The following is a 16,680-nucleotide window of genomic DNA, read 5'->3' as shown; positions in this document are numbered from 1 at the left end:
GCGGGGACGCCTGCAAACAAGCAGATCGCTCTCGCACCTCGTTGCCGGGTCGCCAAACCCGAGTCGCCATTGGGGCGACGAGGAACTATAGGCCGCCCCGCTCAAGCGCCACAAGACACCGCTTTCCGAGCTTCATGTAGGAGCTTTGGCCTTTCTGTGGCGGTATTTCCCTACATCGCTTTGTGGCTATCAACAAGGTCGAAACCAGCCGTCCATTAGGCACATCCTCATGGCTAGAGAGAGGACTGTGGCGAGGGAGCTTGCTCCCGCTGGGCTGCGCAGCGGCCCCGAGATTTTGCGGTCGCTGCGCAACCGAGCGGGAGCAAGCTCCCTCGCCACAGGGTGAAAGCATATGGCGCTACCCAGCCCTGACAGCCTCTTTAGCAAGACTCCTTTTTATGCTTCCCTAACAGTCTTATCTCCCTTCAATCCCTCGCGCAGACTCCTAGACCGTGCACACCCCCAACCGCAACGCTCTGATCACCCAGCTCGCCGCCAACCCCGATGACACCACCACGCGCGCATCGCTCTATCGCGATCTGCTCGATACCGGGGAGGCATCACTGGAAGGTTTGCGCATCGCGGCAGGCCTGTGCGATCCGGCTGCCAACGTGCTGATGGTTCAACTGAACGACACACCCCATACAAACCGCCCCGGCCCTTTGCTGCCGCAACTGCGCGGCCTGCCGGTCGACCATCTGGAGTTGGACAACGCCGAGCCGCAGTGGTGTGACGCCCTGGCCGGGCTGCCCTTGCGCACGTTGGTGCTCAACAGCCCGAGGTTTATCTGCGGCCCGGAAACGTGGCAGCGTTTGCCCGCCAATGCCCTCGAAACCTTGGAGGTCAGTAATTTTTCCCGCGACGATAACGCCAATTGCCTCCCGTCGCCCGCACGCTTGCGCCGGCTGAAATTGCAAACCTACGGCGAAGACTTCGACGACAGTTTCCTCCGTCAACTGAGCGACAGCCCGTTGCAGGAATTGTCGTTGAACCGTTGCGATGAGATGACCGACGACGGCCTTCCTGCACTGTCGCGCCTCAAGCTGCGCTCCCTGACCTTGCAGCGCGTGGGCGAGCTGACGTCTCGTGGCATGGCGCACTTGGCAAGTCATCCCCTTGAGCAGTTGTCCCTCAGTGGCAGCGGCGCGATCCTCGACGATCCGTCCTGGCTTGGCGACCTGACGGGGTTGCGCTCGTTGAGTCTGGATGACTGTTATGCAAGCGAGAGCGTGTTGCAGGCGATTCGGGGGCTGCCCCTGGAAAAGCTTTCGCTGCACTCTGCGTTCATCTGCGAAGACGATCTTGAAGTGCTGGAGGGAATGCCGCTCATGGAGCTGGACCTCAAGTGTCTACGCCAAGTGATCGAACGGCTCGACGTGCTGCACGAGTTTCCGCTCAAGCGATTGGGACTCTCCGATGTGCAGGGCGTCTGCGCCAGTACGTTGAGTGATCTGCGCGGGTTGGCGTTGGAGTCCCTGGACCTGTCCTTGAACGACATCACGTGGAAGGAGCTGGAACAACTCGCTGGCCTGCCGCTGAAGCGGCTCAATCTGAGTTTTTGCCAGGACGTCGACGGTAAGGTCTTGCGCAAACTCGTCGAGTTGGGATTGCCATTGGAGCAACTTGAAATAAGTGGCCTGAACCTGCGCGATGCCGACCTGGCGTGTTTGCGGGACCTGCCCCTGCAGCGCCTGGGTTTGTATGACAGCCCTTGGCTGACTGACGCCGGGGTGGCCCATCTCGCAGGTATGCCGCTGCGGGACCTGACGCTTGGGGCTGATCCAGGGGAATCGCGGATCACGTCGGCCGTGGTGCCTGTGTTGGAGCAACTGCCGCTGCAAACACTGTGGTTGCCCAACTGCGCCGGGATCGATGCAAACGGTTGGGATCGTTTGGCCAGGTTGCCAGCCCACGTGACCGGTCCGGGAATCTGACGCGCTGATAGGAATAGGCAATGCCCCAAGGCAAACCGGCATAGGTGGGCCATTTTTCGATCGTTACCATGGCCTCCTGTTTATCCATTGGAGTTCACCATGCACGACAGAAAAACCCTCTTCATCACCGGCGTGAGCAGCGGCTTGGGCAACGCCCTGGCGCAAGAGGCGCTTGCAGCGGGCCACCGTGTCATCGGCACCGTACGCAGTGAGGCGGCGTTGCAGGCCTTCGAAGCGCTCTCCACGGAACGTGCCCATGGCGTGATTCTGGATGTCACCGAGTTCGACCGAATCGATAGCGCAGTAGCGGAGATCGAAGCCGCTCACGGCCCGGTCGATGTGCTGGTCAACAATGCCGGCTACGGTCATGAAGGCATCTTCGAAGAATCGCCGCTGGAGGAGATGCGTCGCCAGTTCGACGTCAATGTGTTTGGCGCGGTGGCGGTGACCAAGGCCTTCGTGCCGTATTTTCGCCAGCGCCGTGCCGGTCATATTCTCAATATCACCTCCATGGGCGGCACGATTACGATGCCGGGCATTTCCTATTACTGCGCGAGCAAGTTTGCCCTCGAAGGCCTCTCCGATACGCTGAGCAAGGAGCTGCTACCGTTCAACATCTTCGTGACCGCGGTCGCGCCGGGCTCGTTTCGCACCGACTGGGCGGGGCGTTCGATGCAGCGCACGGCGCGGAGCATTGCCGACTACGACGCCAGTTTCGATCCGATACGTAAAGCGCGCGTGGAGAAAAGCGGCAAGCAACTGGGCGCCCCTCGGAAAGCGGCGCAAGCGATGTTGCAGATCATTGCCAGCCCGACGCCACCCGCGCATTTGCTGTTGGGCAGCGATGCACTGAACCTGGTGCGCGACAAACTCAGTCGTGCGGCCAGTGAGATCGATCAATGGGAAGCGCTGAGCCGTTCGACCGACGGTTGAGCAGCCAGCAAAGGGGCATCAATGACTCAGGCCTCAAACACCTCGCGCATGGTGCAGTTGATGGAACAGCTTGCGCCGGTCGAGGGCTACAACCTCAGCGCGCTGGAGGACATCCGTTTTCTGCGTTCGAACCGGCCGCTGACGCGCACGCCGGTGTTGTATGAGCCCGGTATCGTGATCCTGTGCCAGGGGCGCAAGCGCGGTTATCTGGGGGAGGACGTCTACGTGTATGACGCCCAGCACTATCTGGTGGTGTCTGTCCCTGTTCCATTCACCATGGAGACCGACGCCACCGAAGCTGAGCCCATGCTGGCGGTCTACATGCGCCTCGACTTACAGCTGGCCAGCGAGTTGATGCTGCAAGTCGACGAGACCCTCGGCCCCAGTGATGCCCAACCCAAAGGCATGTACGCCTCGCCCATGGACGATTTGCTGCGCAGCTCGACGCTGCGTCTGCTGGAAGCCATGAGTCGCCCGGGTGAAGCGCAAATACTGGGGCCGTCGCTGGTACGGGAAATCTACTACCGGATCCTGACCGGCGAGCAGGGCGGCTCGATGCGCGCCGCGCTCAGTCGCCAGGGGCACTTCGGCAAGATCACCCGGGCGATCCGCAAGATCCACAGCTGCTACCACGAGCATCTGGACGTCGAAACGCTCGCTCACGAAGCCAGCATGAGCATCCCCAACTTTCACCTGCACTTTCGCAGCGTGACGGACTCCACGCCCATGCAGTACTTGAAATCGACACGCCTGCACCAGGCGCGCTTATTGATGCTGCGCAACACCATGAGCGCCTCGACGGCGGCGTTCAACGTCGGCTACGAAAGCGCCTCGCAATTCAGCCGCGAGTTCAAGCGGATGTTCGGGCGAACGCCTCAGGCGGAGATTGAATGGATGAAGGCGACTTATGCGTTGCCGGCACCTGCTGAGCCGTCTGTTTATGTTTCGTCGCATTAGGGGTGGGCTGGATCCTGCTAGAGCTTAAATTGTTCAAATATTTATAGTTTGAGCATAAATAACCAAGGTGTTAAATTTTATTGGTTATTTTTTGTTGTTTTATCCTTTTGTTGATGTGAAAACGCAATTTGCATCAAGTTATGTTCATTTATGATTGGATCCAATGTTCGGTGGCGTCAGATGCCGAGCCTGCCCACCTATGGACGTATCAAAAGGATAAGCGCCATGATGCTGAAGGATCCTTCCCGCAAATATCGACATTTCACCACCGTGGATCTGCCGGACCGCACATGGCCCGGCCGGGTCCAGTCCGTTGCGCCCAGCTGGTGTAGCGTCGATATGCGCGATGGCAATCAGGCCTTGATCGAGCCGATGAATGCCGAACGCAAGCGTCGTTTCTTCGACCTGTTGGTCAAGGTCGGTTTCAAGGAAATCGAAGTAGGCTTTCCAGCCGCTTCGCAGACCGATTTCGATTACGTGCGCGAACTTATCGAAACCGGTGCGATTCCCGATGACGTGACGATTCAGGTCATGACGCAAGCCCGCAGCCATCTCATCGAGCGCACGTTTGAGGCATTGAAGGGCGCTCCCCGCGCTATCGTGCATGTGTACAACGCGACCGCACCGGTGTTTCGAGACGTGGTATTCGGTGTTGACCGCGCCGGGTGCATGGATATTGCCACCCAGGCCACTCGCGAAATCAAACAGCACATGGACAACAATCCCGAGACGCAGTGGACGTTCCAGTATTCCCCCGAGACCTTTTGTTTCACCGAGTTGGATTTTGCATTGCAAGTCTGCGAGGCGGTGACGGATGTCTTTGCACCAACGCCTTCCAACAAGATGATCCTGAACCTGCCGACTACCGTCGAAGTCTCCACGGCCAATGTCTTCGCCGATCAGATCGAATGGTTCTGCCGGCATTTCAGCCGTCGTGACAGCGTGATCATCAGCGTCCATCCGCACAATGACCGGGGCACCGGGGTTTCCACCGCCGAGCAGGCCTGCCTGGCCGGTGCCGAACGGGTCGAGGGCACGCTGTTCGGTAACGGCGAGCGAACCGGCAATGTCGATATCCTCACCCTGGCCATGAATCTCTACACCAGCGGTATCGATCCGCAGCTGGATTTCTCGGACATCATCCACGTCCAGCGCGAGGTGGAATACTGTAATCAGCTGCCCACGCATCCTCGCCATCCTTACGCGGGCGAGCTGGTGTTCACGGCCTTTTCAGGGTCCCATCAGGACGCGATCAAGAAAGGGTTTGCAGTGCGCCAGGCCAATCCCGATGGCTTCTGGGAAGTGCCTTATCTGCCTATTGATCCGGCGGATATGGGGCGCAGTTATGAGGCGGTCATCCGCGTCAATAGCCAATCGGGCAAAGGCGGCGTGGCCTATCTGCTTGAACAGCATGGGGTCGTGATGCCGCGCCGGTTGCAGATGGAGTTCAGCAACCTGGTCCAGCAAGAGGCGGATGGATCGGGCCAGGAGATCAGTAGCGAGATGATCCTTGCGTGCTTTACCCGGCACTATCTGGAGGAGGGCAATCCCTACACATTGTTGCAGCCTAAATTGGTCAGTGAAGGCGCTGTGACTTACCTGGAGGGCGTGCTCGACATGGGGGGCACCAAGTTCGACCTCAGCGGTGAGGGCAACGGTCCGCTGGCGGCGCTGGTCGATGCATTTGCCCAGCGTGGCATTCACTTCGATATCGCCGATTATCATGAGCACGCTGCTCGCGATGGGGCTCAGGCCGAAGCACTTGCCTATGTCGAGATTCGCGTGAATAACCGGCTGCTATTTGGCGCCGCGCGCGACGGCAGTAGTTTGCTGGCGTCCCTCAAGGCGGTGACAAGCGCCGTCAATCACGCATCGCGCCTGGGGCTGCTCAGCGTGATGAACGCTGGGGTGCCTTGCTGAGATGGCTGCGTGTACAGCCCTGGCGACGTTGGCCGGTAACTACGGTCATGGGGACATAGTGGCTTCACATCGGCATGCCGAAGGGCAACTGGTGTATGCCATCAATGGCGTGATGTCGGTCTCGGTGGCCGGTACGACGTGGGTCGTTCCCTCCGGCCATACTCTTGGGTTGGAGACGCGCAGGGGCGGGAGCAGGCGTGGGAGAGTTTTGGTATGGCACAAAAAAAGACGTCCGTGGACGTCTTTAGATGAAGCCGGGGTAATCTGAACTTGGCTTTTATCTTATTGTTTTTAATGAATAATATTCTTTTATTTTTTTAGTTGGAATACCAATTGGAATACCTTCGAAATAGCATGTTACCAGACCGCCCGCTTGCACTTGAGCGAGTATAACAATTGGCGCAGGGATCGCTGTGATAGCGTGTGCTGACATGGCCAAAACCTACAAGGCTACGTCACTTACATAGTGGTTCTCCCGAACTGAGATGAGTATCCGATGACTCGCAGAGTCACGGAGTTGTGATGGATGCCGAGTGCCCAAATTCATCCTGCCCTGGATTGCCGGTCTCGCCTATTTTTCCATGCAGCAACCTCACCCTTCGGCAAACTTCGCTGCGCCAGACTAGCCACGCCTGCAACACACGCCTGACCAGACTCTGCGGCAATAAAAAACCTATGCGACACCTGGCGAATTACAGCTGGCGCCGGGCTGCTACCCAGAAAAGGCTGCATCTGATCGACAGTCAAGCGTCCCCCCGCTCGCAACGATGATGCTTAGTCCAGGCCGCGATCTAGTGGTAACAGCCAAAACTCCGTGCGCAAACGCAGCCACCACACGCTGGCCCTATTGCCGAGTTGATCACTCATCTGCCCCATGTTTCGACTCAATGAGGCCCAGCACAATGAGCTGGCCGAGGCTAAAAACGTGATCAGTTGTCGCCAGCACGGTCGCCACGGTTTTGTCCCGAGCAAAAACGAGATACAAGGCCTTTCGCCACTATCGTCGCGGCGATGAGAAGTACATACAGCTCATTCAGGAAATCGTTCGTCAAGCTCGGGAACCCCTATGCAACCATGGACTAAAGGGATTTCATGAGTTGCTAACGCGTGCGAGCGCTCTGAGCAAAATCACTGGGCATGCTGCTCACGTGAAATTTGGTAATCATTAACAACAAGTTTACAAACTTACCCAAGCAGTCCGGCGAAAGTCAGCATCAAGCTCGGACACAACTGAATGGATGTGGCGTCTGCTTACAGCGAAAGCAGTAAACGACTAGACTAATCGGCATGGAGCTGTTTCTGATTAGCGGCCTCCCCAGTTCAACAGCCAGCCCTACTACGATACACCTGGCAAGCGATTGCTTCGCAAAAAACTGTTCTGCAACGGCGGAACCGCAACCATGCATGTATAATGACAAAGAAAAATGTATATAGACCGGTTCCTCTCAATGGGAATCAAAAAACGCGCGGGTCCAGCTAAATACCGCTGTTAACTGACTTTAGAGTAACCGCACTTAAAACTTACCTTAATTATAAATTTAAATCAGACTAAACTCACATCAGATAACCATGAATAGTCAGCAACAGAAACATGAACCGCGCAGCGCTTAGCTCCTGCAAACTCAGACTCATCTGACAGCTCTGCTTTGATCGCGGCCACCTGGTCATCAAACATTTTTTTTGCAACCAGATTTTGAATAGATCTACCCCACAAAATGTAATAAGTGTTAGCGGTTTTTAGTCGCTGCAAAATGTCATCTATATATCTTGCCCTTTTGGCTTTGGTCTCTTTTTTATTCAGATGATATAGCCATACTGTCATGTTAACCCTTTTTACATCATGATCAGTCACGCTACTCAGATACTTTGAGCAGGATGGGGTTCCATCTGTATCGAACCATAGCAATTTGACATCGCTAATTGAGCATGGATCTAGAGCTAGAATAGCTTCCATACAAGTTGAAAAAGGTGTTCCTACTTCAGAGCGTTTACCAACAACAGGAAAAAAATCCCACTTGCCACCATTAGTGTCTTTATCTACTCTTCGTTGATTAGAGTGCATTGAAGATAAACGATAATTTTCATAATCAAATGCTAGCCACCAATAACCATCAAATATACTTTTTGATACAGTGAATTTTTCATCAACCTCCTTCACTTTCCCTTTAGGTCGAAAGTGGTCGACGTTCGGATCTGCCCCCTCTAGCATTAATTCAGAATACCAACATTTATTTCCTACGACCTTTCGAAGAGCTGTTAATAAAGAATCGTCTCCCCAGGTTTTAAGTCTGTTGGCGTCAATAAAGTCGGATCTATCCTCCTTCGGCTTTTTGAGCAATATCGTAGTTAAGTCCTTCGCACTATCTACCCATGCTTGTGGAACTTTAACTTTCGCTGGATCAATAAATATCATTGCCCATCACCTATAAAAGATCTTGTATAAAGCATCGAAGCTAAACGCTCTACGGCTAAAACTTTTTTATCTATACTTTCATCCGATGAGACTATTTTTTCTAGAGATAGTTGATAAGCGTCTCGGGCGATATCCCTATATGGGTCGGGAGATCCATTCGCCATTTCCACCGCTGGAACCAAGCTTCTCAACCGTCGAATATGCCTGACGCGATGTTCGTTGCTGTCTAAGACAGAAATTTCATAAATTCTTTTTAATACCTTCAGGCTGAAAGAATCGAGTTGACTCGGTAATCCATAGAGCGGACTAGTTAGTACTCCTGCAACACCCATTCCTCTAGGGCTTTCTTCGGGAATAAATGCTCTTATTTGGCCTCCTGCACTTCTTGAGAGTACCCTGATTTCTTCTCGAAGAAGGCCAGCAACTAGTAATGGATGATGCGTTGCTAGGATAGTGTGACTGTCGCGGTGAATCCCTCCAATCCTCCTGAGATGCTGTAAGTAATCTACACCCCACATCGGATTTAAGTGAGTGTCAGGCTCGTCCAATATATAGAGGGATGCCTCATTGCGCGTAAAACGCATCAATCCGAGAACGGTAAGTAGTTGCTGCTCGCCCTCGCTCAACTGTCGGGTATGAATCGGCAATTTAGATCCTTTAACTTTTACTCTAACTCTAAAATCCTCAATTAGATCACTCAATCGCATAGTGTCGAGTGCTTGAAAAAGTGCTCGCGGCTCCCTACCGTACTCTTGAGCCAATGACCTTAAAGAGTTGATGTCCGGGAGATAAAGATAAAGAAGCTCGCGCTTTCCGAGTCTTCTAAGGTCGCGCTTCCCTGAAAGTGTGCGAGAAAATGGAACTAAGGAGTACTTCTGAATTCGCTCCAGTAGATCTCGCACTGGGCCTTTTGCACCCCAGAAATCGCTAGCTTTCGAGTCTTTTTTTGCCCAGTATGGTTTCCGGACGACTAGAAGTGCAGAGTCAAATCCTTCGATCCTAGGGTGTCGCTTTAAAAAGTCGACAACTAACTTATCATCTGAAAAGTAAAAAGCCAGTAGTGCGAACAAGCCATGTACTGGCCGAGCACAAATAAAGCGCCTAAGATTTAAAACTTGAGGTGAGGAAGTTAGCTCTGTAGAGACCAAAGTTTCATCTAACGCTTTCCTATCATGTTTCAAAAATAATTCTTCAAAGCGATCACTTACGCCGGAGTAATACCCTACTACATACCTAGGTGTCCAACTTGCTCTTAACTCCGCAAGTGAAACCAATTTACCATCTAGTTCGCTCTTGGGGTGCTTTCCTTGCTCAGAAACAACCCGTACGCTTCGACCATAAATGGTGTATATCATCATGTATGCGAAGGCAGAAACCTCATTTAAATCGATATTGATAAATACAGTAATTATTGCCTCTAATAAATTGCTCTTGGCGGCACCATTTTGACCGATTACCACAGTCACCTCACGGTCAGCATCGAAATCAAGTTTAAGGCCGTCAAGATTTTTCCAAACACTACGAACCTCGAATGAATTAATTCGCATTATTGCTCCTTGAAATAATTTTATCTTTCCCTGTTGGTACAAGAAGCGATCCGAGATTACGCCCCTCTCTCAGCAAATCAAAGAATTTTTCTATATCGGAAATTCCCGATTCATGCAAAAGTTTTGCAGGCGTGGCCTCACCACCAAGTAGTTCTAAAATGTTTAAGAGTTCGTCTACACTTTCTACTACTTTGAAAGATGTTGTTTTAGTATGCGGACTTGCTAATCTATGGGGTGTAGGATTTTTCACTAGTACATTTTCATCCCTCACCAAGGGGGTCTCATCTGCGCTAGTTACTAATTCAGCCCGCTGGCCAATGACGTCTTGCACTACTGACTTAAGAAATCTTTGTTTTTCTTCATCTCGAGTAATAATTTGTTCTTCAAGCTGATTGCAAATTTCTGTCAAGTGATCAACTTTTTTGATAATTCTACTCTGTTCATCAATCGAAGGAAGCGGCACAGGAATTCTGTTCATGTTTTTTTGATTAAGCTTGGGTTGAGCAGACCCAGTAACGTAAGGAGCAAGATCTATTGAGTTTATGTAAATTTCTAAATACTTAAGAAGTGTTTCTGACTCGGCATCCAACACATGCGCATGATTATTAACCCAATAGTTCCCTCTTGCTATGAACGCAATAGGACTGGAGCGGCTTAACAAATTCGCACCATCCTCTCCAATTAAAAGAAGAGGTTTATCAAAAATATAATTATCAACCTTGTCAATGACGCCAGAGGCGCCATAGTAGTCGTAGATTTTTGATAACTCATTCCTGTTTTCTTTCGAAACAGGCACACGTTCGCCGTCTCGAGAAACTACTACTTCTCCAAAACTTTTCCATGTCCAATGAGAGGGTGTATAAAAATGTGCGACTCGGGACTCTGGTGAACTGTCATTATGCGCCGAGTCATTGAGCGCTTTGGAAAAGTTTTCTCTGTATTCCTTAATTCTTTGTAGAAGAAAAGATACAGGTTCATCAGAATCCTGTTCTCTTGTCAGTTCGCCTCGAACCGCCATGCATAAAATTATTTTCTTAATAATTTTAATATGCTTTACTGTTGTGACAAATCTATTCAAGTTTGAAATTGACGACAGGCTTTCTTTCAGGTGAGCCAGATTTGAATCATTATTTTTTTCATTTTGCGATATTATTTGTTGATATATCGAAAATAAAAGTGCATCAGCGGTTTCTTCTTTTTTTATCTTTGCTAGCTGCAATTCATTACAGGATTGTAGAAGTGACTTAACCGTATTGACTATTTGAATCTGCTCATCAATAGGCGGGACGGGAAAAACCTGGTTTTCAAACTCATCGAACTTGAGACTTTGAACCGTGGTTCCGGTCTTTACAAGGTGTTCCAAAACATATTCAGTCATGCCTCTGAGCATCAACTGAATATAGTTTTCCATATCGGCTACAAAAGGTCGTAATACTTTTATATCCTGATTAACTGTCGCGTATTCCTTCAGTATCGCTACAGGTAATGTCCTTTTTAGAATCCCACTTCTTGCAACTATGACTATGCTATTTGGGGGGTACATTTGTAAACTTGTTTCTGATACCGCCAGTCTTGTTATTTTTAATTCCGAGCTGAAAAGCTCATCTGACTTAATATCTTTTGGCGAGAACCAATTAACATTCCCATCCCAATACTCGCTCTTAGCTTTCGATGGCGTCATTCCACCGCTCAAGGTTCCGATATCCTTCAGTCGCATCCACCGCCAGTGACTAGGGATAGGGAAAGGTGAATTATCACTGCCTTTTAAATTTTGCTCAGGCCATTCGCTAGGTGTTAACTGGTCAACCGAAAAAGCGCCTCGAACAGCAAGTTCAAAAATCAATTGCTTTAAACGAGGAAGCGCGCCAGGAACGTCAAGAAGTTTTTCTATATTTTCTAAAAAATACTTTGCATTCATTTGCCAAGTGCTTCCATAAGGGCGGATTTTAGTTTCTCACTTAACAAGAGCACTCTATGTTCTTCGATTTCAAGAGCTTTAAGTATTGAATAAGGAGACGCCGAAGTATTCTTTATGGATATTTTTCTAAAATCTAAATTGAATCCCCTTTGCTCAATTTCAGCATAAGTAACTCGCCATGAAACGTCGCTTTCGACTCGACCCTCTCTATTTGGCCCACCCCACCAGACCTCACACTCATGAAAATCTTCAAGCCTTATAGGCTTGGTCATAGAGTATGCTTTTTTTCCAGCGGGGACACGATGTTCATAAAACCAAACATCTTCCGTCTTTTTACCATTCTCAAAAAATAAGATATTCGTACCAATCGACGCATATGGTCGAAAAACACTGTTGGGAAGTCTAACTATCGTGTGCAAGTTGCACGTACTCAATAGCTTCTCTTTTATTCTAGATTTGTTACCTTCGCCAGCTAAAAAGCCGTCAGGTAAGACGACGGCTGCCCGACCGTTAGTCTTCAACAGCTTCAAAATCAAGATCATAAATAGATCTGCTGTTTCCTTGCTCCTGAGGAGCGAAGGAAAGTTGTTTTCTATTCCATCTTCAATTCGACCTCCAAAAGGAGGATTGGAAAGTATTACATCTACCTTACTACTGGAGGTATACGATTCGAGCTCTCGGGAAAGCGAATTTCCGTGGGTAACAAAAGAAGGGTCTTCCACACCATGCAAAAGCATATTAGTCGTGCAGAGCATATGAGGTAGTTGCTTGAGCTCAACAGCTCTCAGCGACTTCATCAGTAACTCTTCATCTTCATGATTTTTCACATGAGCTTCTCTAACACTTTTTATAGCGCAAGTTAGGAAACCACCCGTCCCACATGACGGATCAAGGATAATTTCACCTAATCTTGGTGCTATACGCCCAACCATAAATGCAGTTACAGCACGAGGCGTATAAAATTCTCCTGAATTGCCAGCGGCCTGCAAGTCGTTCAAGAGTTGCTCGTAGATTTCGCCGAAGTGTTTTCGTTCAGATAACTCCCCGAGATTTATTCCACTGATTTTATTTATTACTTGGCGCATTAATGAGCCGGATTTCATGTAGTTGTGTACGTCGCTTAGGACAGACTCAACCACCTCTTTACGGCGCAACGATTTTCCTGTGATAGGAAGATTCTTAAGTCCAGGAAGTAACTCTAGGTTCACAAAGCTTATTAGCTCTTCACCAGTTACAGTATTCTTATTTTCAGCCCAATTTCTCCATTTGAACTTATCCGGTACGGGGGAACGGTATCGAGGCCGAAGGGATTCAAGTTTTCGATCTTGATCATCAATTATTTTTAGAAATAACATCCAACTCAACTGCGACAGGCGCTGCGCATCACCGTCCACCCCTGAATCTTGACGCATAATATCTTGAATGGATTTGACAATATTTCGAGCTGACATAAAAACTTTCCAAGGGTGAGGAATTTGTTGCCGCAGTTAAGATGTGCACCTTCAAGCTCGGTACCCTAAGCTCGAAACACCAACCGCATCCAGACCGAAGCCCAGGAAAGGCGATTGTAGCAACCAATTGATGTTAAAGCCGCTACGGACACACTCAAGAATCTCCGTCGCTGCGATTTTTATGTATCTGTTCATAATCAAGATCACAAATTAGTCATCATAGCCACAAAAAGAATAAAAAAGCCAATTTATATTCAATTTGGATATATGTCTGGATTGAAGATTGTTGACGCCTACGTCGAATTGACCCAAATGCTAAGGCAAGAATGACCCTTCTTCAAATCTGCACGGACCCAGCACCGATAATGATTTGCGATGAGTCAGATTGGGTAAATGAAATCTCGGCAACTGGGTCAATTCGGCGTCAATACGCTGGGGACTATTACTCAAAAAATCCTCCTTTTACCCAAAATAGATGGCCGATTCAAAGGAAATTTTATAGATAAGTCTGGGAAAATATAAGCGGATTCAACGTCGGAAAGACGCGTATACCGTTGTGCATGACTTCAGCGATGTGATGATTTTCGGTATCGGGAGCCTTAAAGAAGGCTATCACCGAGAACTATATCGAATTTACGAAAAGCTTGATCATGTCTTGGGATATGATCTGGCTAGTTTAGCAGTCCATAAAAATATAAAGTATTTTCTATAACGGTGATTTAACCCCATGGGGCCAAGTCGCGGTAATGAACAATCGAAAACTGGTTCGTCTGGGGGCTGGGAAAATGACTGATTTCTTCACGAGCACATGGGCGTTCATCGCGGTGCTGCCTGTAGGCGCATGGGGCGTGATTGGCGCTTTACTCGCTGCTCTTATTACGGCACGGGTTAGCCTTTGGAATACGCGCAGAACGCTTGAGGTTCAAGGCAGATCGCTAGACGTCCAGCGTCTAACGAATGCGCGTTCAGCGTCAACCTTCATTGCAGACAAGCGTCAAAAATGGATAGATGACCTGCGCAATGACGCGTCCAAATACCTGTCGCTGTCTTTAGAAACCGCGGACGCATGGAAGCAGCTCTACTGGAAATGTGGGAGTGAATACGACGAGAACCCAAATAGTAATCCCTTGGATATACTCAAGACGTGCGAGGCTTTGCGCATCAGCTTTCTCAGTGAGAATGCTACGCGTGATAGCGAGCACCACCAGCTTTACATGCGCATCATTTTGCGCTTGAATAACGATGAAACTGCCCATCAGGAACTAACTTCTACGCTGGTTCAGTTGCGCACGCAGATGGCTGCTCTTGCGAACGCCGCACTCAAAGGGCATTACTCCAATCAGGAACTGCTCGATTCCATAGCGGCGACTCTGAGCTTAGCTGCGCAAAATACCAAGATCATCCTTAAGGAAGAATGGCAACGCCTTAAACGTGAGGTGGCAGACCCCGATAGGTTGATACACGAAATTCTCTCGGTCCCCGAGCCTAAAGTGATAGTTGCGGAAGCTACGCCGCGTGGCATCTCGACGGGCGTCGCTTCATCGTTATCTTTAGACGTTCCACAACAGATAAAGTCCAATGGTTGATATATGCCAGCTGAGGAAGACTGGCTGAGCCTAAGAATTCACAGAAAATTTGTGCAGCCTTAACGGCAAATTCTTTAATGAAGCCCCGGTGCGCGGGGCTCACTGAGATAATCTTTTCTAGTTATTCAGTGCTAGGCACCTTAAAGGTGATAGCGCTTTCTACGTTAATAAGATGCACCTTGTCTCCTTTTTCATTCCAGACTGGGCTATTCAACTGCCAGTGAAAATAGTTTGCAGGATCCCCTTGCTTTGTTTTTCCCTTTCTATTTGTCCCAACTCTTGTGCGCAGGAAAATATAATCGTTCTGTTTTACTTCCCAGCTGGGGAAAATGAAAACATGGCGATGCACATTGCTGGTGCTGCCATCACTCTTAAATGTTTCATCAAAAATCATGTAACTCTTGAGATTACAGTCCTTTAAGGCTCGAATGACAACAACCTCTTTCGTTTCATCACCTTGCGCTCTCACTTCACCAATTTTTAAATCCATTATAAATTCTCTTCCTATACAATATTTCGCCATATCTAGGCAGAATGCCATCATAGATCCTAGGCTAGCTGGAAGAGGGCGCGAAGGGAAGGTGTTTTTGGATCCTAAATTGGAATGTCTAGGACATCAGGTAAGGGAGGCATAACAGCCACAGTGTGGTTGTCAGCGGAGAAGTACAGGCTTTTGAAAGTTTCTTTTTCTTCGCTACCATTACCGGCTCTTGCGCGTGTGAATTAATTAACAATGCAGGGCATCAGACTCACGGAATAGCGCCCGACGTATTTCTTCTTTCGTCAATTTCGTATTCATACCTTTCTCAGAAGGGCAGTATGTAAAGTTACCGGTTCTGTCAGCGTGGCCAAAATTTTTAGTAAAGAGTGGCTGTGTCAGACCTTGAACGGTAGCGCTGCCAGATACCGGCGAGCAATAGCGGCTAGCTGGTAGCTTGCACACGGACGCAGAGCTTATTGATAATGCATGCTTGTGTTGTCGCGGCTTCACATTTACGCTTTGCTCCGTCGTGGTCAATCCCACGACCGGGTGTCGCAACCTGAATCGAAACCAAGGCGCGGTATGTGCCATATCGCACAGTTATCACTTCAAGTGGTAGCTGCTGCTTTTCTATGGCGCACCGTGCAGGGCAGGCTCCTGCCTGGCCGGGTTCCTTGGTTTCCGGTTTGCGACCCCTGTACGGTGTGCCACCCATTCGTGTCGCAACGGTGGATGGCATTCCTTAATCCAAACCAAGGAGATAAGGAAAATGGCATGTCCCCCTTTTAAGCTCGTGCGCCGCCTTGGCGATTTGATTCAAGCTGAAAATCATTTCGGAGGATTGCGCGATGTTTGATCTTTCGCTTCTAATCGGCCTCCCCAAACCCGATACCATCGACACTGCATCGCTTAGTCCTGAAGGTGCCGCAATTAAACTACGGCAGGCTGCCACTCTTCGACTAAATGGAGCCCAGAGTATTCTGCTTCATTTTCCTCAAGACGTTGAGCTGGCAGTAGAGCTGTTAGATGACGCCGCTGTGTTGTACGACAAAGCGTTCCGGAGTTTGGCTGGCATCCCAGCTCAAAGCGTTCATCAACAGATCCATGAGTATGTCTCTGTCCCACCTGCTGAAGGCTCACCTGCGATCCAAACCCCGTGGGGCGATGAGTTCGCTCCGGCAATAAAGGCGGGCGTTCGTTGCGCAGAGACTTGGCTTGAAGGCTCATCATTACCATTATGGTGGGTGCTGTCTCAGAATCGAAAACGTCATCGTCCAGGTGATCCACAAGAGGCATTTGAAGCAGGCTTTCTGCTGCGGTTGCAGCAGACATTGATCATGCGACGTGAGGCAGTCACCTCCCAATCTACCCGCTTTGATGCCTGAGTCTGTAATTGACGTTTAAGATTTGCTTTTCCCGCCAAACCCTCCGATCAAGCGATCTTTGATCGCGCCGATCGGAGGGTTCATTCGGTTTTTCTCGCAGCGACCTCGCTCTACCCTCCCGTCTTCAAATTTGATTAGCACCGCGTTTGCTTTCC

The 16,680-nt window shown here is 49.8% G+C and carries 11 protein-coding genes and 1 pseudogene; 7 read left to right on the top strand and 5 right to left on the bottom strand.

Annotation, left to right across the window (positions count from 1 at the left end):
* Nucleotides 1-452 precede the first annotated feature (452 nt).
* The 5 genes and pseudogenes from AB4O22_RS22795 to AB4O22_RS22775 form a co-directional block, all read left to right on the top strand.
* Complete coding sequence (locus tag AB4O22_RS22795; RefSeq protein WP_460097222.1) at nt 453-1,934, top strand: leucine-rich repeat domain-containing protein; 1,482 nt, start codon at nt 453-455, stop codon at nt 1,932-1,934.
* A 99-nt stretch (nt 1,935-2,033) separates the two neighbouring features.
* Nucleotides 2,034-2,867, top strand: a complete 834-nt coding sequence (locus tag AB4O22_RS22790; RefSeq protein WP_460097221.1) for an oxidoreductase — start codon at nt 2,034-2,036, stop codon at nt 2,865-2,867.
* Nucleotides 2,868-2,888: 21 nt separating this feature from the next.
* Nucleotides 2,889-3,824, top strand: a complete 936-nt coding sequence (locus tag AB4O22_RS22785) for an AraC family transcriptional regulator (RefSeq protein WP_460097220.1) — start codon at nt 2,889-2,891, stop codon at nt 3,822-3,824.
* Between the two features lie 225 nt (nt 3,825-4,049).
* The gene (leuA, locus tag AB4O22_RS22780; RefSeq protein ID WP_460097219.1) at nt 4,050-5,744 is read left to right on the top strand and encodes a 2-isopropylmalate synthase; all 1,695 of its coding nucleotides are present in this window, start codon (nt 4,050-4,052) and stop codon (nt 5,742-5,744) included.
* A gap of 1 nt (nt 5,745) precedes the next feature.
* Nucleotides 5,746-5,910, top strand: a pseudogene (locus AB4O22_RS22775) (cupin domain-containing protein); the annotation flags it as partial.
* Between the two features lie 1,377 nt (nt 5,911-7,287).
* On the opposite strand, the gene AB4O22_RS22770 reads toward AB4O22_RS22775, so the two are convergent.
* The 4 genes from AB4O22_RS22770 to AB4O22_RS22755 are packed head-to-tail and all read right to left on the bottom strand — an operon-like array spanning nt 7,288 to nt 13,073.
* Nucleotides 7,288-8,157: an HNH endonuclease family protein gene (locus tag AB4O22_RS22770; RefSeq protein ID WP_460105937.1), complete on the bottom strand. Its 870-nt coding sequence runs from the start codon at nt 8,155-8,157 to the stop codon at nt 7,288-7,290.
* Nucleotides 8,154-9,704, bottom strand: coding sequence for an AAA family ATPase (locus AB4O22_RS22765; RefSeq protein WP_460105939.1), 1,551 nt, complete (start codon nt 9,702-9,704; stop codon nt 8,154-8,156). Before AB4O22_RS22765 ends, AB4O22_RS22770 begins: the two co-directional genes overlap by 4 nt.
* Nucleotides 9,694-11,622 (bottom strand): restriction endonuclease subunit S, encoded by a 1,929-nt coding sequence (locus AB4O22_RS22760; RefSeq protein ID WP_460105942.1) that lies wholly within the window; start codon nt 11,620-11,622, stop codon nt 9,694-9,696. The genes AB4O22_RS22765 and AB4O22_RS22760 overlap by 11 nt, the downstream gene beginning before the upstream one ends.
* Nucleotides 11,619-13,073 carry a class I SAM-dependent DNA methyltransferase gene (locus AB4O22_RS22755; RefSeq protein ID WP_460105945.1) on the bottom strand — a complete coding sequence of 485 codons (1,455 nt, stop codon included), beginning with the start codon at nt 13,071-13,073 and terminating at the stop codon, nt 11,619-11,621. The genes AB4O22_RS22760 and AB4O22_RS22755 overlap by 4 nt, the downstream gene beginning before the upstream one ends.
* Nucleotides 13,074-13,858: 785 nt before the next feature.
* Here AB4O22_RS22755 and AB4O22_RS22750 point away from each other — a divergent pair.
* Complete coding sequence (locus AB4O22_RS22750; protein WP_460106594.1) at nt 13,859-14,659, top strand: hypothetical protein; 801 nt, start codon at nt 13,859-13,861, stop codon at nt 14,657-14,659.
* A gap of 121 nt (nt 14,660-14,780) precedes the next feature.
* Here the strand turns inward: AB4O22_RS22750 and AB4O22_RS22745 are convergent, their stop codons facing one another.
* Complete coding sequence (locus tag AB4O22_RS22745) at nt 14,781-15,149, bottom strand: hypothetical protein (RefSeq protein ID WP_460105949.1); 369 nt, start codon at nt 15,147-15,149, stop codon at nt 14,781-14,783.
* An 839-nt stretch (nt 15,150-15,988) separates the two neighbouring features.
* On the opposite strand from AB4O22_RS22745, the gene AB4O22_RS22740 reads away from it, so the two are divergent.
* Complete coding sequence (locus AB4O22_RS22740) at nt 15,989-16,525, top strand: LasR-specific antiactivator QslA (RefSeq protein ID WP_460105951.1); 537 nt, start codon at nt 15,989-15,991, stop codon at nt 16,523-16,525.
* Nucleotides 16,526-16,680: the final 155 nt, after the last annotated feature.

This window comes from Pseudomonas sp. S3_B11, assembly GCF_054667715.1.
Note: the sequence above shows the minus strand (reverse complement) of the source record. Positions and strands in the feature narration are given on the sequence as shown.